Origin of the sequence: Pannonibacter sp. (assembly GCF_051860505.1) — a bacterium.
In the GTDB taxonomy this organism is placed as follows: domain Bacteria; phylum Pseudomonadota; class Alphaproteobacteria; order Rhizobiales; family Stappiaceae; genus Pannonibacter.
This window is the reverse complement of the sequence record NZ_JBHYDX010000020.1, coordinates 16945-38990: the sequence shown is the minus strand read 5'-3', so window position 1 is coordinate 38990 and position 22046 is coordinate 16945. Positions and strand designations below refer to the sequence as shown.

Genomic DNA, 22046 nt, shown 5'->3' with positions numbered 1-22046 from the left:
TTGGGCGCCGCTCCAGGCCTTGAGCCTGCCCCCAGACAGACCGAAGGCCGCCTGCGGGTCTTGCCGCGGCGGCCTTTGGGTCAACTTCGATCACGTCAGGACATGAGAAATCGCAAGGCCGCTCTTATGCGTCCCGCCACCACCAGCCCTTGAGGATCATCTGCGTGTTCATGACCGTTTGCCTAGCGCAGCCACGGGCCACAGGCAACGGAAGAAAGGCCGCAAGACCTGTCGCGGCATCACTTCCCGTGGCCCTGTTGCAAAATGGACCAGTCGCTTCAAGCTTGAATTATTTGCGGTTTGAGGACGGCGAGCCGATCCGGGAGCGCACGTCGACCCAGTGCTGCCGGCCTAAGCGCACGCTTTAGGGGAGGATCGAACGAGACCGCCGGCAAACCCTGCCTTCAGGGTGCCTGTGCCAAGGTCCGTTGCGGCCTGATCACTTTCCCAGAGCCGCACCTGCGCCGAGTTGTCATAATCCGATATTTCAAGCTTGAAATAATTTCCGGCTGGTGGCAGGCTCATGCTCAACACGTTAACCGGAAGGGACTGCGGCAATGAAGATCCTGTGCTTGGGAGGTGGGCCGGCTGGCCTCTATTTCGCGATCTCGATGAAGCTGCGTGACGCCAGCCACGACGTCACCGTGCTGGAGCGCAACCGCGCCAGCGACACGTTCGGCTGGGGTGTCGTGCTCTCCGACGATGCGCTGGGCAAGATGGCGCTCAACGATCCCAAGAGCACCGAGGCGATCCGCTCCAACTTCGCCTACTGGGACGACATCGCCGTCATCCATGATGGCGTGCGCACCGTGTCGGGCGGCCATGGCTTTGCCGGTATCGGCCGCAAGAAGCTGCTGATCCTGCTGCAGGAACGCGCCCGCGAACTCGGCATCACCATGCAGTTCGAGACCGAGTTCAAGTCGGCCGAAGACTACCGCAAGGATTATGATCTGGTGGTTGCCACCGACGGCATCAATTCGCTGGTGCGCCGCGAATATGCCGAGGTGTTCAAGCCGGATGTCGATGTGCGCCTGTGCAAGTTCATCTGGCTCGGTACGCACCAGAAATTCGACGACGCCTTCACCTTCATCTTCGAGAAAACCGAGCACGGCTGGATGTGGGTTCACGCCTATCAGTTCGATGCCGACACCGCGACCGTGATCGTCGAATGCACCCAGGAGACCTGGGACAAGTTCGGCTTCGAGCATATGTCGAAGGAAGAGACCATCGAGACCTGCGAGAAGGTGTTCGCGGATCACCTCGGCGGCCACAAGCTCATGTCCAACGCGGCGCATCTGCGTGGCTCGGCCGTGTGGATGAACTTCCCCCGCGTGATCTGTGACAAGTGGTACCACGAGAATGTCGTCCTGATGGGCGATGCGGCCGCCACCGGCCACTTCTCCATCGGCTCGGGCTCGCGCCTTGCCTTTGACAGCGCCATTGCGCTCGCAACCTATCTGCACTCCGAGCCGACGATGGAAGCCGCGTTCCAGCGTTACCAGGACGAGCGCCGGATCGAGGTGCTGCGCCTGCAGTCTGCGGCGCGCAATTCGCTGGAGTGGTTCGAGCAGGTCGAGCGCTATCTCGACATGCCGCCGACCCAGTTCGCCTATTCGCTGCTGACCCGCTCGCAGCGCATCAGCCACGAGAACCTGCGCTTGCGCGATGCCGCCTGGCTTGCCTCGGCCGAGGACTGGTTTGCCGAACAGGCCGGTGGCCAGAAGGGCCGCCGCCCCATGTTCCAGCCGTTCAAGCTGCGCAACATGACCCTGAAGAACCGCATCGTGCTGTCGCCGATGGCGCAGTACAAGGCGGTCGACGGCCGCCCGACCGACTGGCATCTCGTGCATTACGCCGAGCGGGCCAAGGGCGGGGCAGGGCTCATCTACACCGAGATGACCTGCGTCTCGCCGGAAGGCCGCATCACCCCGGGCTGCCCTGGCCTCTATGCGCCCGAGCATGAGGCGGCCTGGAAGCGCCTGGCCGACTTCGTCCATGCCGAGACGAGTGCCAAGCTCTGCATCCAGATCGGTCACTCGGGTCGCAAGGGCTCGACCAAGCTCGCCTGGGACGGCATCGACCAACCGCTGGACAGTGGCAACTGGCCGATCCTGAGTGCCAGCGCCATCCCTTATCGGGCCCACAACCAGGTGCCCAAGGCGATGGACCGAACGGACATGGACATGGTGCGTGACCAGTTCGTCGCCGCCGCCCAGATGGCGAACCGCGCCGGCGTCGACATGATCGAAATGCACGCGGCGCACGGCTACCTGCTGGCAAGCTTCATCTCACCGGTCACCAACCGCCGCACGGACGAGTACGGCGGCTCGCTTGAGAACCGTATGCGCTATCCGCTCGAGATCTTCGCCGCCATGCGCAAGGTCTGGCCGGACGAGAAGCCGATGTCGGTTCGTATCTCGGCCCATGACTGGATGGGCGAGGATGGCGTCACGCCGGAAGATGCGGTGGAAATCGCCCGCATGTTCCGCGCCGCCGGTGCCGACATCATCGACGTGTCCTCGGGCCAGACCGATCCGGGCGAAAAGCCGGTCTATGGCCGCATGTTCCAGACCCCGTTCTCGGATCGCATCCGCAACGAGGCTGGCATCCCGACCATGACCGTCGGCAACATCTCCGACTGGGACCAGGTCAACGGCATCCTGATGGCCGGCCGAGCCGATCTTGTCTGCCTCGCCCGTGCCCATCTGGCCGATCCCTACTGGACGCTGCATGCTGCGGTCGAACAGGGCGATACGGCATCCGAATGGCCCGCACCCTACAAGGGTGGCCGCGATCTCGCCTTCCGCCTGCGCGAGCGGCAGCAGGAGACGATCCGGGCATGACAACGGCTGGCGCGCAGCAGGGCCGCAGGGTCCTCATCACCGGAGGCGGAACCGGAACCGGTGCCGACCTTGCTCGCGGCTTTGTCGCGGCGGGGGCCGAGGTCGTGATCGCCGGGCGGCGGCAGGAGCCGCTTGATGCCGTCGCCGCGCTCTATCCCGGCGTGCGCGCCATTTCTGCGGATGTGACCGACGAGGCCAGCGTCGCGGCACTGTTTGCTGCGGCCGGCCCCGTCGACATCGTCATCGCCAATGCTGGCGTCGCCGAAAGCGCGCCCCTTGGTCGGACGTCGCTGGAGCAGTGGAACGCCATGCTGGCGGTCAACCTGACCGGCGTGTTCCTCACCTTCCGGGCCGGCCTCAACCAGATGCGTGGCTGGGGTCGGTTGATCTCGGTCGCCTCCACCGCGGGGCTCAAGGGCTATGCCTATGTCGCCCCCTATGTGGCGGCCAAGCATGGCGTCGTCGGCCTGACGAAGGCTCTGGCGCTGGAAGTCGCGCGCAAGCCGATCACGGTCAACGCCATCTGCCCCGGCTTCCTCGACACGGAAATGACCGAGCGCTCCATTGCCAACATCATGGACAAGACGGGCAAGAGCCGGGACGAGGCGCTCGCCGCCTTGACGGCGACCAATCCGCAGGGGCGTCTCGTTCGTCCGGACGAGGTCACTGCCATGGCGCTCTATCTGTCGGGGCCGGGATCGGAGGGCATCAACGGTCAGGCTTTGGCGATTTCGGGGGGCGAGGCATGACGACCGATCCGAACCAACCGGTGAGCGAACCGCAGGTTTCCCTGTCGAAGCGCCGTCTGAAGACATGGATCCGGCTGCTCGGGGTGACCCGGGCGGCCGAAGCGCATCTGCGCGAATTCCTGCGCGTCGAGCATGACACGACCCTGCCGCGCTTTGACGTCATGGCCGCGCTCTACCGCCGCCGTGTGCCGATGAGCATGAGCGAGCTTTCGCGCATGCTGCTGGTCTCCAACGGCAACGCCACCACCGTCGTCGATCGGCTCGAGAAGGACGGACTGGTGCGCCGCGTTCCGAGCGAAGCCGACCGGCGCACAGTGCATGTGTCGCTGACCGACACGGGCCTGGCCCAGTTCGAACAGCTTGCGGCCGACCATGAGCGGGAGGTGGACATGCTGTTCTCCCGCCTGACCGACGCCGATTTCGACATCTTGAAAGACATCCTGAAGCGGATGGGGAAGGACAGCCAATGACCGAACTCGCCAACCTGAAGCCGCAGCATTTCCTGTGGCAGGTGGAGAACCGGATCGCCCGGGTCAGCCTCAACCGGCCGGACCGCAAGAACCCGCTCACCTTCGACAGCTACGCCGAGCTGCGCGACACGTTCCGCGCGCTGGTCTATGCCACCGACGTCGATATCGTCGTCTTTGCCTCCAATGGTGGCAACTTCTGCTCCGGCGGCGACGTGCATGACATCATCGGCCCGCTGGTCGACATGGACATGAAGGGCCTGCTCGCCTTCACGCGCATGACCGGCGATCTGGTCAAGGCGATGATCGGCTGCGGCAAGCCGATCATTGCGGCGGTTGATGGCATCTGTGTCGGGGCAGGGGCGATTGTCGCCATGGCCAGCGACCTGCGCCTGGCTACGCCCGAGGCGAAGACCGCCTTCCTCTTCACCCGCGTCGGTCTTGCCGGCTGCGACATGGGCGCCTGCGCCATGCTGCCGCGCATCATCGGCCAGGGCCGGGCGGCTGAACTCCTCTACACCGGCCGCACCATGAGCGCGGCCGAGGGCGAGCGCTGGGGCTTCTTCAACGCGCTGCATTCCGCCGAAACGCTGGAAGCCGAGGCAATGGCTCTGGCCACGCGCCTCGCCAGCGGCCCGGTCTTTGCCCATGGCATCACCAAGACCCAGCTGAACCAGGAATGGAACATGGGTCTGGAACAGGCCATCGAGGCCGAGGCCCAGGCACAGGCGATCTGCATGCAGACCCAGGATTTCGCCCGCGCCTACCACGCCTTCGTTGCGAAGGAAAAACCGGTCTTCGAGGGCAACTGATATGGCGGATCGCTCCTTTCTCGGCTGGCCATTCTTCGAGCCGCGCCACCGCGAGCTGGCCGAAGGGCTCGATGCGTGGTGCCGGGATCATCTTCACGTCGACCACGGCGACACCGACGCTGCCTGCCGCAAGCTGGTGGCCGATCTCGGGCAGGCCGGCTGGCTGACCCACTCGGGCGCAGGCGAGGGCGAGAAGCTGGATGTGCGCAGCCTGTGCCTCATCCGCGAGACGCTGGCCCGCCATGATGGCCTCGCCGACTTTGCCTTTGCCATGCAGGGGCTCGGCATGGGCGCGGTGTCGCTGTTCGGCACGCCCGAGCAGCGCGCCTGGCTCGACAAGACCCGCAAGGGCGAGGCGATCTCAGGCTTTGCCCTGACCGAGCCGGGCTCCGGCTCCGATGTCGCCAACACCCGCTCCACCGCCCGCGCGGTGCAGGGTGGCTACATCCTCTCCGGCGAGAAGACCTACATTTCCAACGGCGGCATTGCTGATGTCTATGTCGTCTTCGCCCGCACCGGCGAAGCTCCCGGCGCCAAGGGCCTGTCTGCCTTCCTGGTGCCGGCCGATGCCAAGGGGCTCGAGATCGTCGAGCGGATCGAGGTGATGGCCCCGCATCCGCTGGCCCATCTGCGCTTCAACGACATCGAACTGCCGGGCAGCGCCCTAATCGGCCGACCCGGCGACGGCTTCAAGATCGCCATGTCCGTGCTGGACGTGTTCCGCTCCACGGTCGGTGCGGCGGCTCTCGGCTTTGCCCGCCGCGCCCTAGATGAGGCGCTGGGCCGGGTCACGACGCGCGAGCTGTTCGGCGCACCGCTGGCCGACCTGCAGATGGTGCAGGGGCATATCGCCGACATGGCCCTGGGCGTCGATGCCTCGGCCCTCCTCATCTACCGTGCTGCCTGGACCAAGGACATGGGCGCCCCCCGCGTCAGCCGCGAAGCCGCGATGGCGAAGCTCCATGCCACAGAGACGGCGCAGAAGGTCATCGATGCGGCGCTGCAGCTGCATGGCGGCGATGGCGTGCGCAAGGGCTTCATGGTCGAAAGCCTCTATCGCGAGATCCGGGCTCTCCGGATCTACGAGGGCGCCAGCGACGTGCAGAAGATCGTCATCGCCCGTGCGGCGCTCGCGGAGCAGGTGTCATGAGCTACCAGCGACACTTCGACATCACCTTTGGCCTCTGCGATGCCGCCGGGATCGTCTTCTATCCGCGCTATTTCGAGATGACCAACCTGATGGTCGAGCAGTTCTTCGCCGAAGTGCTGGACTATCCCTATTCCCGCATTCACCTCGAGGAGGGCAATGCCGTCCCGACCGTCCACATCGAAGCCGACTTCCGCACGCCGTCGCGGCTCGGCGAGACGGTGACATGGACCCTCGACCTGACCCGGATCGGAACCAGCAGCGCCGACTTCGCGCTCCAGCTCACCAAGGACGGTGACACCCGTCTCGCCGTTCGCCTGACCCTGGTCTGGGTTGGCCGCGAGGGCCGGCCCGAAGCCTGGCCGACACGCCTGCGCGAGCGGATGGCTGCCCATTGCCTGAAAGGACAAGACCAATGACCGATGCAACGACCATGGCCGCTTCAGCCACCAGCGGCCAGTCGCCGCACGAGTTCCTCAATCCGAAGTCCTGGAAGCCGGCCAAAGGCTATGCCAACGGCGTCGCCGCCCGTGGCCGGATGGTGTTCCTGGGCGGCCTGATCGGCTGGAACGGCCAGCAGGAATTCGAGACGGACGATTTCGTCGGGCAGGTCGACCAGACCCTGAAGAACATCGTCGAAGTCCTTGCCGAGGGGGGCGCCGGCCCGGAGCATCTCGTGCGCATGACCTGGTACGTGACCGACAAGCGCCTCTATCTCGATAACCTGCGCGAGATCGGCGCCGCCTACCGCCGTCACCTTGGCAAGAACTTCCCGGCAATGGCGCTGGTGCAGGTCGTCGCCCTGGTCGAGGACCGGGCGAAGGTGGAGATCGAGGCCACCGCCGTGGTCCCGGACGAGGCGGCCTGAGCCCAAGGGCCGGATCGCACGCAACAAGGTTCAGCAACACTACCGGCGGCAAAGACGGGTCACCCCGCATCCGGAACAGGAAGGCCGCCAACCGCGCGACGCGGATGGAAGAACGAGGGGATAGAAAATGACCGCCAGCCTGAATCTGGGCCCCAGCGCCCATGTCGACACGTTCACGCGGGACAACCTGCCGCCCGCTGACCTTTGGCCAGAGATCCGTCTCGATGGCTTCGACTATCCGGATTTCATCAACGCCGGGGTCGAGCTGACCGACCGGCTGGTGGAGCAGGGGCTTGGCGACCATGTCGCTCTGATCGGCAACGGCCGTCAGCGCACCTACAAGGAACTGACCGACTGGACCAACCGCATCGCCCATGCGCTGGTCGAGGACTATGGCGTCAAGCCCGGCAACCGTATCCTGATCCGCTCGGCCAACAACCCGGCGATGGTCGCCTGCTGGCTTGCCGCCACCAAGGCCGGCGCGGTCGTGGTCAACACCATGCCGATGCTGCGCGCGGGCGAACTGGCCAAGATCGTCGAGAAGGCCGAAATCTCGCTCGCCCTCTGCGACACGCGGCTGATGGATGAACTGGTCGCCTGCGCCAAGGAATCCAATTACCTGAAAAAGGTCATCGGCTTCGATGGCACCGCCAACCACGATGCCGAGCTTGACCGGGTCGCCCTGTCCAAGCCGGTCCGGTTCGAGGCCGTGAAGACGGGCCGCGATGATGTGGCACTTCTGGGCTTCACCTCCGGCACCACGGGCGTGCCGAAGGCGACCATGCATTTCCACCGCGACATCCTGATCATCGCCGACGGCTACGCACGCGAAGTGCTGGGCGTGACGCCGGACGACATTTTCGTCGGCTCCCCGCCGCTCGCCTTCACCTTCGGCCTCGGTGGCCTTGCCGTCTTCCCGCTGCGCTTCGGTGCTGCCGCAGCCCTTCTGGAAACCGCTTCGCCGCCGAACCTGATCGAGATTATCCAGAAGTACCGCGCCACCGTCTGCTTCACCGCGCCGACCGCCTACCGCGTCATGTTGAAGGCGATGGAGGAGGGGGCTGACCTCTCCAGCCTGCGCGCCGCCGTCTCCGCCGGCGAGACCCTGCCGGCGCCGGTCTATGAGGAATGGATGGCCAAGACGGGCAAGCCGATGCTGGACGGCATCGGCGCGACCGAGATGCTGCACATCTTCATTTCCAACCGCTTCGGCGACAGCCACCCAGCCTGCACCGGCAAGCCGGTCACCGGCTACGAGGCCCGAATCGTCGATGAGGCCGGCAACGAGCAGAAGCGGGGCGATGTCGGCCGTCTCGCAGTGCGCGGGCCGACCGGCTGCCGCTATCTCGGCGACCATCGCCAGACCGGCTACGTCCAGAACGGCTGGAACATCACAGGCGATGCCTTCTGGCAGGATGAGGACGGCTATTTCCACTTCGCCGCCCGCAACGACGACATGATCGTCTCCGCCGGCTACAACATCGCCGGGCCGGAAGTGGAGGCAGCGCTGCTGTCGCATGACGACGTGCTGGAATGCGGTGTCATTGGCGCCGCTGACGAAGAGCGTGGCCAGATCGTCGAGGCGCATGTGGTCCTCGCCGCTGGGGTCGAGCCGGATGCGGCAACGGTCAAGCGGCTGCAGGATCACGTTAAGGCAGTGATCGCACCCTACAAGTACCCGCGCCGGATCATCTTCACCGACGCCCTGCCCAAGACCCAGACCGGCAAGATCCAGCGCTTCCGCCTGCGCGAAACCGCTTGATCCGGTTCGGACACCTGGCGCTCCTCTGCCCCTTTGAGGGGGGAGATGCCCAGAGGGGGTAATCGGCGCATCAGGCCCCGTCTGGGCCGACCGCACTGCCTTTATGCAATCCTGGCGGAGCCTCTCTGCTCCCCTCCCCCTCGTGGGGAGGGGCCGGGGGTGGGGGGCACTGACTGAACGTGCGGAAGAACTTCCAATTTTAGCGATCGGCGCTCCAGAAACGTCATGATGCGGCGAGTTCCGGAGGCCCCCCACCCCCCACCCCTTACCCCTCCCCACGAGGGGGAGGGGGCTTCGAGGCCTCGAAAGCCGTCAGGCGGCGACTGCGACTGCCCGCCCCAGGTAGGCATAGCGCCCCCCTTACTCCGCAGCCAAACGGCGCAAGGCGCGGCTCAGATGCTCGATGAAGGCATTGGCGGCCGGCCCCGGTGGCCGGTCACGGGATTTCAGCAGCATGACCTCGCGGGCAATCACCGGTTCATCCAGTGGAACGGCGCGAAGGCTTTCGTGCCGGATTGCGGCGCGGGCATAGGTCGGCAGAACCGCAACGCCCAGACCTGCCTCGACCAAGGCCAGTGCAGTGGTCACCTGCGTCACCTCGAAGGCAATGCGCGGTGGCGTCTGTGCGGCTTCAAACCCGACCTCGACCAGCAGACGGATGCCCGACTCGCGCGTCAACGTGATCAGCGGCAGGTCCGCCAGCTCGCGCCAGGCGACCCGGTCGCGTCCGGCAAGCACACTCTGCGCCGGGCAGAACAGCATCAGGCTGTCGCGGATCAGCGGCTGGCGTTCGATGTCATCATCGGCCGGCGGAAACGTGCCGATGCCGCAGTCGGCCTTGGCCGTGCGGATGGCATCAAGGATCTGCTCCGTGCCCACATCCGAGAGCTGGACGACGATCCCCGGATAGGCGGCCTGGAACTCCGCGATCACCTTCGGCAGCACGTAGCTTGCCAGGAGGGGAGGGGCCGCGACCCTGAGCTTGCCGCGCCGCCGTTCGGCCAGCATGTGCACCCCTTCCACCGCATGTTCCAGATCATCGATGATCTTGGCGCTGGCTATATGGAACTCACGTCCGGCATCCGTCAGCTCGACCCGGCGCGTCGTGCGGTCAAACAGGCGCACGCCCAGCTCGGCCTCAAGGTCCTTGATCGCCTGCGACAGGGCCGGCTGCGCCGTGTTGAGCCGTTTGGCGGCCATGGAAAAACTGCCGGCCTCTGCAACGGCGAGAAAGCCTTGGATCTGCTTGAGCGTGAGTTTCATCGGATCGGCCCCCAAGTGACGGGCAATTCATATCGAAATCTATATTAATTTATCCGATAAATCCGCCTTGTCGATAATTCATCTTTGTCCGATCCTCTCGATCAACACCACGCCAGGGCGGTGAGCCAACCTGGCGGCCAACAAAATCTGAGGAACAGAGGCCCGGACATGCGCGACTATCCCGATCTCCAGCTTTACATCGGCGGCGCTTGGCGCAAGACGGCGGACCACCTGCCGGTGATCAATCCGGCCGACGAGACCGAGATTGGCAAGCTGCCTGTCGCTGCGACCTCTGACCTCGACGATGCCCTCGAGGCGGCGGCACGTGGTTTCGAGATCTGGCGCCGGACCGCGCCGATGCGCCGGGCCGAGATCATCCGCAAGGCGGCAAGCCTCCTGCGCGAGCGGATCGAGGACATCGCCCCGGACATTACCCGCGAGCACGGCAAGACGCTGCAGCAGGCCCGCCTTGAAGTGATCCGCGGCGCCGAGTTCTTCGAATGGGACGCCGGTGAAGCCGAGCGTCTCTATGGCCGCATCATCCCCAGCGAGCCGGGCATCCGCTACATGGTGCATCACCAGCCGATCGGCACGGTGGCGGCCTTCTCGCCCTGGAACTTCCCGCTCAGCCAGCCGGCCCGCAAGGTCGCCGGCGCGCTTGCCGCCGGATGCTCCATCATCCTGAAGGCCGCCGAGGAGACCCCGGCGGGCGCCTGGCACATCGCCCGCGCCTTCCATGACGCCGGGCTGCCCGCCGGTGTTCTCAATCTGATCTTCGGCGTGCCGGCAACGATCTCGGACTATCTGATCCCGCAGCCGCAGGTCCGGCTCGTCGCCTTCACCGGCTCGACCGTGGTCGGCAAGCACCTGACCGGTATCGCTGCTCGTTATGCCAAGCCCGTGCTGATGGAGCTGGGCGGACATGCTCCGGTGATCATCTGCGATGATGCGGATCCGGTGAAGGCCGGCATCACCTCCGCCATCCGCAAGGCGCGCAATGCCGGCCAGGTCTGCACCTCGCCAACTCGTTTCTTTGTCCATGAAAAGATATTTACCGCCTATCGCGATGCCTTTGTCGAGCGCGCAAAGGCCGTGAAGATGGGCAACGGCCTCAACCCCGAGACCGAAATGGGCCCGACCGCCAACCACCGCCGCGTTGAAGCTATGGAGATGCTGGTGGCAGATGCCGTCGCCAAGGGCGCCAAGCTGCTGACCGGCGGCCAGCGCCCGAACACGCCCGGCTACTTCTACCCGGTCACCGTCCTGTCGGAAGTTCCGGACAACGCCCGGGTGATGCAGGAGGAGCCCTTCGGCCCGCTCGCCATCATCAATCCGGTGGCGTCGCTGGACGAGGCGATCAAGCGCGCCAACGGCGTGCCCTATGGCCTCGCCGCCTATGCCTTCACCAATTCCGCCGCCAATGTCGACCGCATCACCGACGAGATCGAGGCCGGCAATGTCTCGATCAACACCCTGGAAGCCTCGGTTGCCGCGACGCCCTTCGGCGGCGTCAAGGAAAGCGGCTTTGGCCGCGAGGGCGGGGCGGAAGGCATCCTGCATTACACGGTCGTCAAGACCGTCTCGCATCGCATGGAAATCTGACCGGCCCCGCTGGCTGCCCCGACCCCTTTCGACCGGCACCGGTCCTGCATGAGGTTGCTGACATGAAATACACCCGCAAGGACGCCAAGGCGCATGCATTCGCCACCATGCGCGGCATCTGGGCTGCGGCCCTGATGCCCTTCCGCGAAGACCTCTCGATGGACGAAGAGGGCTTCCGCGCCAACATGAACCACTGGATCGACGACCTCGGCATCGACGGCTTCTTCATCGCCGGCAAGCAGGGTGAGTTCTTCTCCATGTCGCTGGATGAGCGCAAGCGCTGCTTCGACCTCGCCGTCGAGGCGACCGGCGGCCGCGCCCAGACCATCATGTCCTGTTCCGACCAGAACATGGACGTGGTGATCGATCTCGCCCGCCATGCGCAGGCTTGCGGTGCCGACTATATCGTCGTGCATGCGCCGATCCTGCATTTCTTCAAGGCCCAGGACGAGACGCTCATCCGCTACTACGAGACGATTGCCTCGAAGGTCGACATCGGCATCGCGTTGTGGTCGCATCCCGACAGCGGCTACTTGATGAGCCCGGAACTGTGCAACCGCCTGGCCGATATCGAGAATGTCGTGGCGATCAAGTATTCGGTCCCGCGTGACATGTACAAGCAGCTCACCGCGCTTGCCGGTGACCGCATCCTCGTTTCGACTGCCTCGGAAGAGGAGTGGCTGGACAACATCCTGGAGCTGAACTGGCAGCTGTATCTCTGCTCATCGCCCCCGTATCTGATCCAGACCGCTGCCGACAAGCGCATGCGCGCCTACACGGATCTTGCCTTTGCCGGCAAGGCCGACGAGGCGCGCGCCCTCAGTGCCTCGCTTGAGCCCGTCCGCCACGCGCTCAAGAGCACCCGCCCTGCCGAAAAGCCCCATTCGCACCAGAAGTACTGGCAGGACCTCCTGGGCCAGACCGGTGGCCGGGTCCGCCCGCCGCTGCTCGAACTCACCGAAGAAGAAAAAGCCCGCACACGGGCCGCATTTGACGCTTGCGGGCTCAAGCTCGCGTGACCTTGCCTCAAAGAGGAGATCAGTGATGGCACGACTTCAGGCCTTCAATTTCCAGAAGTGGATCGATGAACACAAACACCTCCTGAAGCCTCCGGTGGGCAACCAGATGGTGTTCAAGGATGCTGACCTGATGGTCACGGTCGTCGGCGGCCCGAACAAGCGGACCGACTATCACGACGATCCGGTGGAGGAGTTCTTCTACCAGCTCAAGGGCGACATGCTGCTGAAGCTCTATGACGGCAAGGAATTCTACGACGTGCCGATCCGCGAGGGCGACGTGTTCCTGCTGCCGGCCCACGTACGTCACTCGCCGCAGCGCCCGCAGGAAGGCTCCATCGGCCTCGTCATCGAGCCGGCGCGCCCGGAGGGTGAACTGGACGCGGTCGAGTGGTACTGCTTTGAATGCCAGGCGCTGGTGCACCGGGCCGAGGTCGATCTGGAGTCCATCGTTGATGATCTGCCGCCGATCTACAAGGCATTCTACGCCGATGAAGCCAAGCGCACCTGCCCGAATTGCGGCACCATCCACCCTGGCAAGGAGCCGCCGGAAGGTTGGGTGAAACTGTAATTGTTTTAGGCTTGAAATATTCAGCTGCCCATTGCAAGCTGAGGCCTGACAACAAGATCAAGACTGGAGCCGGCGGATAACGCCGGTATCTGGCTGATGCCGGAAGGCAAAAAAACAGAGGGTGAAGACATGAGAAAGAAACTGATTCTGGCCGCAGCGGGCATCGCTGCGCTGATGAGCGGAACTGCCATGGCGCAGGACCCGCTGAAAATTGGCATGATCACGACCCTGTCCGGCCCGGCCGGCTATCTGGGTCAGGACATCCGCGACGGCATGCTGCTCGCCATCGAGATGGAAGGCGGCAAGCTGGGTGGCGTGCCCGTCGAGCTGGTCGTCGAGGACGATGGCCTGAAGCCGGGCAATGGTCGCCAGATCGCCGAGAAGTTCATGGGCGATGACGGCATGAAGCTTCTGACCGGCATCGTGTTCTCGAATGTTGCTGGCGCCACCGTGCCGGACATCGTCAACAACGATGCCATCTACATCTCCCCGAACGCGGGTCCTTCGAACTTGGCTGGCGCAGAGTGCCATCCGAACTATTTCGTAGTGTCCTGGCAGAACGACGCGCTGCATGAAGCCGCTGGCGCTGCCGCCAAGAAGCTCGGCTTCAACAAGGCCTTCGTGCTCGCCCCGAACTACCAGGCCGGCAAGGATGCCATCAACGGCTTCAAGCGCACCTTTGGCGGTGACATCGTCGGCGAGATCTACACCCAACTCGACCAGACCGACTTTGCCTCCGAAATGGCGCAGATCCGTGCGGCTGATCCGGAAGTCGTGTTCCAGTTCCACCCGGGCGGCCTCGGCATCGCGTTCCTGAAGCAGTATGCCCAGGCGGGTCTGACGGGGCAGATCCCGATGGTCCTGTCCGAGCCGTCGACTGACGCGGTTGTTCTGAATGCAGTCGGCGAGGGCGCTGTCGGCATCTTTGCCACCGCGCACTGGAACCGTGATTTCGAGAACGACGCGAACCTCGAGTTCGTGAACGCCTGGGACAAGAAATACGGACGTCCGATCACCTATTACGCATCGCAGGGCTATGACACCGCGAAGCTGATTGCCTCTGCGCTGGCCAAGACCGGCGGCGTCGACGATCTCGACAAATTCCGCGAAGCCGTTCGCGCCGCTGACTTCAAGAGTGTTCGCGGTGACTTCAAGTTCGGCAACAACCAGCATCCGGTGCATGACTGGTACCTGCTCGATATCGTCGCAGGCCCCGATGGCAAGCCGGTCGCCGTCACCAAGGACAAGCTCCTTGAAGACTATGGCGATGCCTACGCCGATCAGTGCAAGATGTAAGCTGACAAGTGTCGACGCGGCAGCGCAGGTTGCCGCGTCGATGTGGTCGGCGTGACGTCACCTTTACGCTGCAGGGCGCGTGAGTGTCCCCGGGCGTCGCCGACAAGGCGCGCTGAGGGCTTCGGCCCGGCTATGCGGTGATACCGCAAGTCGGCCTGCGCAGGCTTTGGCACTCCAATCATCGGGCGGGCGGATGATCCTCGTACTCGAACAACTCCTGAATGGCCTCCAGTACGGCGTCATGCTGTTCCTGCTGGCGGCCGGGTTGACCCTGATCTTCGGCATCATGGGCGTGATCAACCTTGCGCATGGCTCGCTCTATATGGTCGGCGCCTATGCTGGCACTTTTGTTGCCGCTGAAACGGGCAGCTTCTGGCTCGGTCTTCCGGCAGCCCTGGGGGCAGCGGCCTTGACGGGCCTTGCCATCGAGGCATTGGTGATCCGCAAGCTGTATCAGCGCGACCATCTCGATCAGGTTCTGGCGACCTTCGCCCTGATCCTGATGTTCAACCAGCTGATTGTCATGCTGTTCGGGCGCTCGCCGGTGTTCACGCTGTTGCCGGCGGCCTTCGAGGGCTCCGTCGAGATCTTGCCCGGGCTGTACTACCCGCCATATCGGCTGCTGATCATTGGCGCCGGGCTTCTGGTTGCGGTGGGGCTCTATTTCCTGATCAACCGGACGCGGATCGGCATGCTGGTGCGTGCCGGATCGACCAATCGCGACATGGTCCGGGCCCTCGGCGTTGACATTCGCATGCTCTACACGGTGGTGTTTGGCCTCGGCGCGCTGCTGGCCGGTCTTGCCGGTTACATGGCCGGTCCGATCCTGGCGGTTCAGGTCGGCATGGGCGAACAGATCCTGTTGGCGACATTTGTCGTCGTTGTCATCGGCGGCGTCGGATCGATCCGCGGCGCCTTTGTCGCCGGTATCGGCCTTGGCGTCATCGACACCTGCCTGCGCGCCTTCCTGCCCGGCATGCTGCGCACCGTCATGCCAGCCTCGGAAGCTGATGCGCTCGGGGTCGGGATTTCCTCCATGGGAATCTACCTGCTGATGGCACTCGTCCTTCTCATCCGGCCCAAGGGCCTGTTCGCAGCGGGGTCGTGATGCGCAACCGGATCCTGGCACTCATACTCATTCTCGCTCTCGCCGCCCTGCCCACAGTCACGCAGGAGCTGGGCGAAGCCTCGCTTCTGGCGCTGGCCACCCGCATCCTGATCTACGGCATGGCTGCGGCAAGCCTCAACTTCATCCTCGGCTATGGCGGGATGGTCAGTTTCGGTCATGCGGCCTTCTTCGGCATCGGAGCCTATGTGGTCGGCATCCTGGCAACGCACCATGCCAGTGGGGAACCCCTGTTCGGTTTTATCCCCGGCACCGACCAGATGCTTCTGACACTGCCGCTGGCCGTGCTGGTCGCTGGCCTCTTCGCCGCAGCGATCGGCGCGCTCTCCCTGCGTACCGGCGGCGTGCAGTTCATCATGATCACGCTGGCCTTTGCCCAGATGTTGTTCTTCCTGTTCGTCTCGCTCAAGGCCTATGGCGGTGAGGATGGCATCATCATCCGGCGCACCAATGCACTGCCTGGCCTCAACATGCGCGACAAGGCGACGTTCTACTATGTCGTCCTCGCGATCTCGGTTCTGTTCTTCTATGGCTTGCGCCGCCTGACCCAATCGAGCTTTGGCACGGTCATTTCAGGCATCCGCCAGAATGAGCGCCGCATGGCGGCCCTCGGCATCCCGGCCTATCGCTACAAGCTCTATGCCTTTGTGCTGTCGGGCATGGGGGCAGGGCTTGCCGGAGCCCTGATGGCCAACTTCCTGCGCTTTGCTTCGCCGGACATGATGCACTGGACCAAGTCGGGTGAACTGATGATCATGGTGATCCTCGGCGGCGTTGGAACGTTGTTCGGGCCATTCCTGGGGGCTGCTGCGTTCCTGATCCTCGAAACATTCCTCGCGGCCTGGTCCGAGCACTGGCCCTTCGCCCTGGGTCTCATTCTGCTTGTCGTCGTGCTTGGCACCCGGGGCGGTCTTGCTGCGCTGCTTCAGCGCGTCACCGCGCTTGTTCGGGGAGGTGTCAAATGAGCGTCATCCTGTCCATTGAGGGGCTGGTAAAGACTTTCGGCGGCCTGATTGCCACCGACAACGTCAGCCTCGACGTCCATGAGGGCGAAATCCACGCCCTCATCGGTCCGAACGGGGCTGGCAAGTCGACCCTGATCAACCAGCTCTGCGGCGAACTGGTCTCGGATGCAGGTACGATCCATCTGGCGGGCCGCGACATCACCCGCCTGAAGACGCCGGATCGGGTCGCACTCGGCCTCGGTCGCACGTTCCAGATCACCAGCCTGCTCGATGAACTGACCGTGATCGAGAACGTGGGCATGGCGATCCAGGTCCGCGAGGGTCATAACTTCCGGATCTACGATCTGGCGCGCGGCCGCCGGGCAGTCTGGGACGATGCACGCCGATTTGTGGCCTCCAGCGGCCTCGCGGACCGCGCCGACATCCGGGTTGCCGATCTCTCCCATGGCGAGAAGAAACAACTGGAGCTGGTCGTGGCCCTTGCCATGAAGCCACGGCTCCTGCTCCTCGACGAGCCGATGGCCGGGCTTGGCCATGTCGAAAGCCAGGCGATGATCGCGATGCTGGGTGAGACCCGCAAGAGCGCGGCCATGCTGCTGGTCGAGCATGACATGGAGGCTGTCTTCGCGCTCGCTGATCGCATCTCCGTGCTCGTCTATGGCCGCATCATTGCCAGCGGTACCGTGGACGAGATTCGCAACAACCCGGCCGTACGCGAGGCCTATCTCGGGGCGGAGGACGAATTGTGCTGAGTGTCGCCAATCTTCAGGCCGCCTATGGCGAGAGCCAGGTGCTGTTCGACGTCAATCTCGAGATCCGGGATGGCGAGGTCGTGACCTTGATGGGCCGCAATGGCATGGGCAAGACCACCACGGTCCGTTGCATCATGGGGTTGCTGAACCCGCGGGGCGGTGCCATCCAGTTCGAGGGCGTGGCCACCGCCGGCCTTGCCCCCGAACGCATTGCCCGTCTTGGAGCCGGTCTCGTGCCGGAAGGCCGGCAGATCTTCTCGACACTCAAGGTGCGCGAAAACCTGGTCGCCACAGCTTCCAACCGGCTGAAACGGTCCGATCCCTGGACGCTGGAACGGGTCTATACGCTGTTTCCCCGCCTCAAGGAGCGGTCGGAGCAGGTCGCCGGCACCTTGTCCGGCGGCGAACAGCAGATGCTGGCCGTCGGCCGCGCCCTGATGACCAACCCGCGCCTGCTGATCCTGGATGAGGCGACCGAAGGGCTTGCCCCTGTCATCCGGACCGAGATCTGGCACTGCATCGAGCATCTGAAGCAGGACGGACAGTCGATCCTGCTGATCGACAAGAACCTCTCGGTGCTGAAACGCCTCGCGGACCGTCATTATATCGTCGAAAAGGGCCGCACGGTCTGGATTGGCTCCGGCGCTGACATGGATCGGGATGCCGAACGGGTGCAGGCCTATGTCGGGCTCTGACCTTCCCGTTGTGCTCGTTGGCTGGGGTGCGATTGCCCGGCGTGTGGGTGGGCTTCTGGCCGAACGGGGCTCTCCCGTCCGGCTCATTGCCGTTGCCACCCGGGACGCGGACGCCGAACTGCAGGATCTGCCTTCCGGTTGCCGGCATGTAACGTCTCCCGACGAGCTGACGGACGGGGCAGGGGAGCGTCCGCGCCTTGTAGTCGAAGCTGCCGGACGCGACAGCGTTGCCCCCTGGGGCCGTGCCGCTCTGTCCGCCAGCATCGATTTTGCCGTGTCGTCCACCTCAGCCTTTGCCAGCGGCGACCTGCTGGAGGAGTTCCTGCAACTGGCTCGTGGCAACCGCGCCCAGCTACTTGTCCCGCCGGGTGCGCTCGGCGGCATTGATGCGCTGGCAGCGGCCTCGAGGCTCGACCTTGCCAGCGTCCGTCATGATATCATCAAGCCGCCGGCCGCCTGGCGTGGCACGCCGGCTGAAAACGCCTGTAACCTGGCTGCGCTGGCAAAGGCGCATGTCTTTTTCGAGGGGACAGCCCGGCAGGCCGCCGCCGCCTATCCTCAGAACGCCAATGTTGCCGTCATTTCGGCTCTTGCCGGCATCGGGTTGGACCGCACCGAGGTGGCGCTGGTTGCTGATCCGGGGGCGGCCTGCAACATTCATCGCATCCGCGCCAGCGGAGCCTTTGGCGAGATGGACCTCACCCTCACCAATCGCCCCCTGGCGACCAATCCCAAGTCCTCCGAAATGACCGCCCTGTCGCTGGTCCGCCTGATCGAGAACCGCGCCGGCGCCCTTGTGCTGTGACCCTTGCCGGATCCCTTCGAAGGCAATCCGGCCGAAAGGAAAGCCGACATGTCCGACCTGCCCGCCACTCCAGCCTCGCTGATCGCCGAAGGCAACTGGCCGCGCGACCGGCTGGATGCCGACTACACCGCGCGCGACTGTGTCGCCCCGGATGTCTTCACGGCGATCATCGGCCAATATACCTCCCGGTCCCTTCCGGCCAGATCGATGGCCGGCGCGAAACTGGATCTCGTCTATGACCCGGTGAGCCGGGAGAAGCTCGACCTCTTCGGCACACGCCAGGGCGAACTGCGGCCGCTGGTGCTGTTCATACATGGCGGCTACTGGCGCGCCCTGTCGAAGGAGCATTCCGCTTTCATGGCCCCGATGCTCGCCGATCTCGGCATCGCATCGGCAGTTCCGGACTACACGCTTGCGCCCGGCGCAAGCCTGACCGAAATCACCCGTCAGATGCGGACGGCCCTTGCCTATCTCTGGCGCGAGGCGGCCGCCCTCGGCATTGATCGCAACCGCATCGTGGTCACCGGCAGTTCCGCCGGCGGGCATCTGGCCGGAACGCTGATGATGTCCGGCTGGCAAAAGGACTTCGGTCTGCCCGGACAGGTGTTGAAGGCAGCACTTCCCCTCAGCGGGCTGTTCGAGCTGGCCCCGATTGCCGGCAGCCATGTCCAGGACTGGATGCAGCTGACGCCGGAGGAGGTCGAGATGCTGAGCCCGCTGCGCCATCTGTCCGGCGCGCCGCGGTCCGTCATTGCCGTCGCCGAACACGAGACACCGGGCTTTCACCGCCAGACCCGGGCCTATGCCGATGCGCTTGGCATGCCGGAGATCAGGGCCCGTGACCGCAATCACTTCGATATCGTTTTCGACCTCTGCGATCCGGCGACCGACGTCGGACAAGCGCTGCTGAAACTCGTTACGGCCTGACAACAGTGCGCCGTCCGGTGCGCGCGCTTGACGAGCAATTCCAGCACGAAAGGCAAGCCGGTCTTGCGTCCCTTGTTGCCCGGACGCGACGAGATGGAACAGGCTTGGCCGCGCCGGGTTTGCCAACAGTGCCTTTGTGTCAGCAACAGCCATCACGCGCCGTGGCGCAGAACCCCTGAATCGGTCCCCGAACCTTGCGCCGGCCCCATTGGGAAATGTCCGGCCGAGGAACGGCGAAGCTCAATTTCCCGTCAGCGACGGCAGTTTTGCGCAAGGACCAGCAACAGCATTCATAGGTACTTGTATTGAGCCTGATAGGTGCGTGTTTCATGACGGGGGCGCGACAGTTCGAGCCAGGAGCCCCGTATCCGCTTGTGTTTTTCCGGTCGTGATTGTCATGAGATTGTATTGAAGTTTCAATCTGGTCTCAATGCAGATGACGATCGCTGCTGCATTGTCACTGAAACTTCATTTTCAATTTAGGTTCTGCAAAGGATTTGTCATCGAGTTGTAACAAACCCGTGGCTCTTGTCGGCTCAAGATGAGAACAAACAACGGGGCGTCCGGTGATCACCTTTGAAGGCGTAACCAAGCAGTTCGGCTCGCGCACAGCCGTCAACAACGTCACCTTTTCGATCGACAAGCCGCAGATGGTCGGCATCATTGGTCGGTCCGGTGCTGGCAAGTCGACGCTTTTGCGTATGATCAACCGTCTGACGCCTGCGTCCGCCGGCAAGATCATGTTCGACGGCCGCGACGTGCTGAGCCTTACCGGGGCTGAAAAGCGCCGCTGGCAGCGCGATTGCGCCATGGTGTTCCAGCAGTTCAACCTTGTGCCGCGTCTTGACGTAGTCACCAATGTGATGCTCGGCCGTCTCAATGGCCACTCGACCCTGAAAAGCCTGTTCAACGTCTTCAGCAAGGAGGACATCGAGCGTGCTCTGATGGCTTTGGATCGCCTTGGCATTTCGCAGGAAGCCATCAAGCGCGCCGAAGAACTCTCCGGTGGTCAGCAGCAGCGCGTCGCCATCGCCCGCGCCCTGGTCCAGGAGCCGCAACTCGTCCTCGCCGACGAGCCGATCGCCTCGCTTGATCCGATGAATGCCCAGATCGTTATGGACGCCCTGCGCGAAATCCACGACCGCGACAACAAAATCGTCATCTGCAATCTCCATACGCTCGACACCGCCCGCCGCTATTGCGAGCGCGTGATCGGCATGCGGGACGGGGACATCGTGTTCGACGGCGCTCCTGAAGCGCTGACCACGGATGTTGCCCGTGAGATCTACGGTGCGGATGACAGCTTCAACGAGGCTGCAACTTCCACCGCCCTGGAGGCGCCCGCAGCGCATCCGCACCTTTCTTCAGTTTCCGCCGGGCAGATGACCCCTGCGGCAGCGGCGGTTTGATCCGCTGCACCCCTTCCGTCATCACTCGTCTTTATCCTCGGAGTAACCGGATATGACCCTTTTCTCGAAGATTGCGTCCGCTGCCGCAGTCAGCATGATCGCCCTGATGGCCACCCCGGCTCTCGCTCAGGAAAAAATCACCGAATTCCGCATCGGCATCCTCGGCGGTGAGAACTCGTCCGACCGCCTGCGCTCCAACGAGTGCATTCGCGCCAAGACCGAAGAGCTGCTCGGCGTTCCGACCAAGATCTTCGCTCCGGCCGACTACAACGGCGTGATCGAAGGCCTGCTCGGCGGTAACCTCGACATGGCCTGGCTCGGCGCTTCTGCTTATGCCAAGGTTTACCTGACCGATCCGGAAGCTGTTGAGCCGGTTCTCGTCAAGGTCAACGTCGATGGCACCTTTGGCTATCATGCCATCGGCTTTGCCCGCGCTGACAGCGGCATCAAGTCGCTGGACGACCTGAAGGGCAAGAAGTTTGCTCTTGGTGACCCGAACTCCACCTCGGGCTACCTCATCCCGAGCTATGAGCTGAACAAGGCTGGCTATTCCACGAAGAACGGCGAGTTCTTCTCGGAAGTCGTCACCTCGGGTGGCCATGAGCAGTCGATCGTTGGCGTGTTCAACGGCGACTATCCGGCCAGCGTCACCTGGGCCGATGGCCTTGGCGAATGGGAAGATGGCTACAACTCGGGTGCCCTGCGCAAGGCTGCCGACGCTGGTCTGGTCGACATGACCCAGCTCGTCGAGATCTGGAAGTCCCCGATCATCGTCGAAGGCCCGATCGTTCTGCGCAAGGCCCTGCCGGAGCGCGTCAAGGTCGACATCACCGGCATGCTCGCCTCGCTCGGCTTCATGGACAAGGAATGCGCCTACAGCTTCATGGCTGGCGAAGTGCTCGGTCTCAAGCCGATCAACCACTCCGCTTATGAGAACATCGTCGAAGTTCGCCGCGCTGCCGGCAACTGAG

21 protein-coding genes are annotated in these 22046 nt (G+C 64.0%); 20 read left to right on the top strand and 1 reads right to left on the bottom strand.

Annotated features, from left to right (window positions below; all coding sequences use genetic code 11):
* Nucleotides 1–557 precede the first annotated feature (557 nt).
* The 8 genes from ACTIFE_RS14590 to ACTIFE_RS14555 all read left to right on the top strand — a co-directional run bounded on the left by ACTIFE_RS14590 (nt 558) and on the right by ACTIFE_RS14555 (nt 8648).
* Nucleotides 558–2843, top strand: a complete 2286-nt coding sequence (locus ACTIFE_RS14590) for a bifunctional salicylyl-CoA 5-hydroxylase/oxidoreductase (RefSeq protein WP_439529888.1) — start codon at nt 558–560, stop codon at nt 2841–2843.
* On the top strand, nt 2840–3592 hold the full coding sequence (locus ACTIFE_RS14585; protein WP_439529887.1) for an SDR family NAD(P)-dependent oxidoreductase: 753 nt from the start codon (nt 2840–2842) through the stop codon (nt 3590–3592). The genes ACTIFE_RS14590 and ACTIFE_RS14585 overlap by 4 nt, the downstream gene beginning before the upstream one ends.
* Nucleotides 3589–4062, top strand: a complete 474-nt coding sequence (locus ACTIFE_RS14580) for a MarR family winged helix-turn-helix transcriptional regulator (RefSeq protein WP_439529886.1) — start codon at nt 3589–3591, stop codon at nt 4060–4062. Before ACTIFE_RS14585 ends, ACTIFE_RS14580 begins: the two co-directional genes overlap by 4 nt.
* Nucleotides 4059–4871 carry an enoyl-CoA hydratase family protein gene (locus ACTIFE_RS14575; RefSeq protein WP_439529885.1) on the top strand — a complete coding sequence of 271 codons (813 nt, stop codon included), beginning with the start codon at nt 4059–4061 and terminating at the stop codon, nt 4869–4871. Before ACTIFE_RS14580 ends, ACTIFE_RS14575 begins: the two co-directional genes overlap by 4 nt.
* Nucleotide 4872: 1 nt before the next feature.
* Nucleotides 4873–6021, top strand: a complete 1149-nt coding sequence (locus tag ACTIFE_RS14570) for an acyl-CoA dehydrogenase family protein (RefSeq protein WP_439529884.1) — start codon at nt 4873–4875, stop codon at nt 6019–6021.
* Nucleotides 6018–6437 (top strand): acyl-CoA thioesterase, encoded by a 420-nt coding sequence (locus tag ACTIFE_RS14565; protein ID WP_439529883.1) that lies wholly within the window; start codon nt 6018–6020, stop codon nt 6435–6437. Before ACTIFE_RS14570 ends, ACTIFE_RS14565 begins: the two co-directional genes overlap by 4 nt.
* Nucleotides 6434–6886 carry a RidA family protein gene (locus ACTIFE_RS14560; protein ID WP_439529882.1) on the top strand — a complete coding sequence of 151 codons (453 nt, stop codon included), beginning with the start codon at nt 6434–6436 and terminating at the stop codon, nt 6884–6886. The genes ACTIFE_RS14565 and ACTIFE_RS14560 overlap by 4 nt, the downstream gene beginning before the upstream one ends.
* Nucleotides 6887–7013: 127 nt before the next feature.
* A complete protein-coding gene (locus ACTIFE_RS14555; protein WP_439529881.1) occupies nt 7014–8648 on the top strand; it encodes an AMP-binding protein in 1635 nt (544 codons plus the stop codon).
* Between the two features lie 360 nt (nt 8649–9008).
* On the opposite strand, the gene ACTIFE_RS14550 is transcribed toward ACTIFE_RS14555, so the two are convergent.
* Nucleotides 9009–9911 (bottom strand): LysR family transcriptional regulator, encoded by a 903-nt coding sequence (locus ACTIFE_RS14550; RefSeq protein ID WP_439529880.1) that lies wholly within the window; start codon nt 9909–9911, stop codon nt 9009–9011.
* 168 nt (nt 9912–10079) lie between these two features.
* Between ACTIFE_RS14550 and ACTIFE_RS14545 the strand changes: the two genes are divergently transcribed.
* The 12 genes from ACTIFE_RS14545 (at nt 10080) to phnD (ending at nt 22045) form a co-directional block, all read left to right on the top strand.
* A complete protein-coding gene (locus ACTIFE_RS14545; protein ID WP_439529879.1) occupies nt 10080–11513 on the top strand; it encodes an NAD-dependent succinate-semialdehyde dehydrogenase in 1434 nt (477 codons plus the stop codon).
* A gap of 62 nt (nt 11514–11575) precedes the next feature.
* Entirely contained in the window at nt 11576–12532 is a 957-nt protein-coding gene (locus ACTIFE_RS14540; RefSeq protein ID WP_439529878.1) for a dihydrodipicolinate synthase family protein, read from the top strand.
* A gap of 25 nt (nt 12533–12557) precedes the next feature.
* Nucleotides 12558–13100: a 3-hydroxyanthranilate 3,4-dioxygenase gene (locus ACTIFE_RS14535; protein WP_439529877.1), complete on the top strand. Its 543-nt coding sequence runs from the start codon at nt 12558–12560 to the stop codon at nt 13098–13100.
* Between the two features lie 129 nt (nt 13101–13229).
* On the top strand, nt 13230–14396 hold the full coding sequence (locus ACTIFE_RS14530; protein ID WP_439529876.1) for an ABC transporter substrate-binding protein: 1167 nt from the start codon (nt 13230–13232) through the stop codon (nt 14394–14396).
* 193 nt (nt 14397–14589) lie between these two features.
* Nucleotides 14590–15504, top strand: coding sequence for a branched-chain amino acid ABC transporter permease (locus ACTIFE_RS14525; RefSeq protein WP_439529875.1), 915 nt, complete (start codon nt 14590–14592; stop codon nt 15502–15504).
* Nucleotides 15504–16487, top strand: coding sequence for a branched-chain amino acid ABC transporter permease (locus ACTIFE_RS14520; protein ID WP_439529874.1), 984 nt, complete (start codon nt 15504–15506; stop codon nt 16485–16487). Before ACTIFE_RS14525 ends, ACTIFE_RS14520 begins: the two co-directional genes overlap by 1 nt.
* A complete protein-coding gene (locus ACTIFE_RS14515; RefSeq protein WP_439529873.1) occupies nt 16484–17239 on the top strand; it encodes an ABC transporter ATP-binding protein in 756 nt (251 codons plus the stop codon). Before ACTIFE_RS14520 ends, ACTIFE_RS14515 begins: the two co-directional genes overlap by 4 nt.
* Nucleotides 17233–17934 (top strand): ABC transporter ATP-binding protein, encoded by a 702-nt coding sequence (locus ACTIFE_RS14510; RefSeq protein ID WP_439529872.1) that lies wholly within the window; start codon nt 17233–17235, stop codon nt 17932–17934. The genes ACTIFE_RS14515 and ACTIFE_RS14510 overlap by 7 nt, the downstream gene beginning before the upstream one ends.
* Complete coding sequence (locus ACTIFE_RS14505) at nt 17921–18739, top strand: aspartate dehydrogenase (RefSeq protein WP_439529871.1); 819 nt, start codon at nt 17921–17923, stop codon at nt 18737–18739. Before ACTIFE_RS14510 ends, ACTIFE_RS14505 begins: the two co-directional genes overlap by 14 nt.
* A gap of 48 nt (nt 18740–18787) precedes the next feature.
* Nucleotides 18788–19666: an alpha/beta hydrolase gene (locus tag ACTIFE_RS14500; RefSeq protein ID WP_439529870.1), complete on the top strand. Its 879-nt coding sequence runs from the start codon at nt 18788–18790 to the stop codon at nt 19664–19666.
* Between the two features lie 566 nt (nt 19667–20232).
* On the top strand, nt 20233–21075 hold the full coding sequence (gene phnC, locus ACTIFE_RS14495; protein WP_439529869.1) for a phosphonate ABC transporter ATP-binding protein: 843 nt from the start codon (nt 20233–20235) through the stop codon (nt 21073–21075).
* 52 nt (nt 21076–21127) lie between these two features.
* Nucleotides 21128–22045, top strand: a complete 918-nt coding sequence (gene phnD, locus ACTIFE_RS14490; protein ID WP_439529868.1) for a phosphonate ABC transporter substrate-binding protein — start codon at nt 21128–21130, stop codon at nt 22043–22045.
* Nucleotide 22046: the final 1 nt, after the last annotated feature.

What these genes read in the sequence shown, in the direction of transcription:
- ACTIFE_RS14590 (WP_439529888.1), top strand. Translation starts at nt 558, where the DNA reads ATGAAGATCCTGTGCTTGGGAGGTGGGCCGGCTGGCCTCTATTTCGCG.
- ACTIFE_RS14585 (WP_439529887.1), top strand. Translation starts at nt 2,840, where the DNA reads ATGACAACGGCTGGCGCGCAGCAGGGCCGCAGGGTCCTCATCACCGGA.
- ACTIFE_RS14580 (WP_439529886.1), top strand. Translation starts at nt 3,589, where the DNA reads ATGACGACCGATCCGAACCAACCGGTGAGCGAACCGCAGGTTTCCCTG.
- ACTIFE_RS14575 (WP_439529885.1), top strand. Translation starts at nt 4,059, where the DNA reads ATGACCGAACTCGCCAACCTGAAGCCGCAGCATTTCCTGTGGCAGGTG.
- ACTIFE_RS14570 (WP_439529884.1), top strand. Translation starts at nt 4,873, where the DNA reads ATGGCGGATCGCTCCTTTCTCGGCTGGCCATTCTTCGAGCCGCGCCAC.
- ACTIFE_RS14565 (WP_439529883.1), top strand. Translation starts at nt 6,018, where the DNA reads ATGAGCTACCAGCGACACTTCGACATCACCTTTGGCCTCTGCGATGCC.
- ACTIFE_RS14560 (WP_439529882.1), top strand. Translation starts at nt 6,434, where the DNA reads ATGACCGATGCAACGACCATGGCCGCTTCAGCCACCAGCGGCCAGTCG.
- ACTIFE_RS14555 (WP_439529881.1), top strand. Translation starts at nt 7,014, where the DNA reads ATGACCGCCAGCCTGAATCTGGGCCCCAGCGCCCATGTCGACACGTTC.
- ACTIFE_RS14550 (WP_439529880.1), bottom strand. Translation starts at nt 9,911, where the DNA reads ATGAAACTCACGCTCAAGCAGATCCAAGGCTTTCTCGCCGTTGCAGAG.
- ACTIFE_RS14545 (WP_439529879.1), top strand. Translation starts at nt 10,080, where the DNA reads ATGCGCGACTATCCCGATCTCCAGCTTTACATCGGCGGCGCTTGGCGC.
- ACTIFE_RS14540 (WP_439529878.1), top strand. Translation starts at nt 11,576, where the DNA reads ATGAAATACACCCGCAAGGACGCCAAGGCGCATGCATTCGCCACCATG.
- ACTIFE_RS14535 (WP_439529877.1), top strand. Translation starts at nt 12,558, where the DNA reads ATGGCACGACTTCAGGCCTTCAATTTCCAGAAGTGGATCGATGAACAC.
- ACTIFE_RS14530 (WP_439529876.1), top strand. Translation starts at nt 13,230, where the DNA reads ATGAGAAAGAAACTGATTCTGGCCGCAGCGGGCATCGCTGCGCTGATG.
- ACTIFE_RS14525 (WP_439529875.1), top strand. Translation starts at nt 14,590, where the DNA reads ATGATCCTCGTACTCGAACAACTCCTGAATGGCCTCCAGTACGGCGTC.
- ACTIFE_RS14520 (WP_439529874.1), top strand. Translation starts at nt 15,504, where the DNA reads ATGCGCAACCGGATCCTGGCACTCATACTCATTCTCGCTCTCGCCGCC.
- ACTIFE_RS14515 (WP_439529873.1), top strand. Translation starts at nt 16,484, where the DNA reads ATGAGCGTCATCCTGTCCATTGAGGGGCTGGTAAAGACTTTCGGCGGC.
- ACTIFE_RS14505 (WP_439529871.1), top strand. Translation starts at nt 17,921, where the DNA reads ATGTCGGGCTCTGACCTTCCCGTTGTGCTCGTTGGCTGGGGTGCGATT.
- ACTIFE_RS14500 (WP_439529870.1), top strand. Translation starts at nt 18,788, where the DNA reads ATGTCCGACCTGCCCGCCACTCCAGCCTCGCTGATCGCCGAAGGCAAC.
- phnD (WP_439529868.1), top strand. Translation starts at nt 21,128, where the DNA reads ATGACCCTTTTCTCGAAGATTGCGTCCGCTGCCGCAGTCAGCATGATC.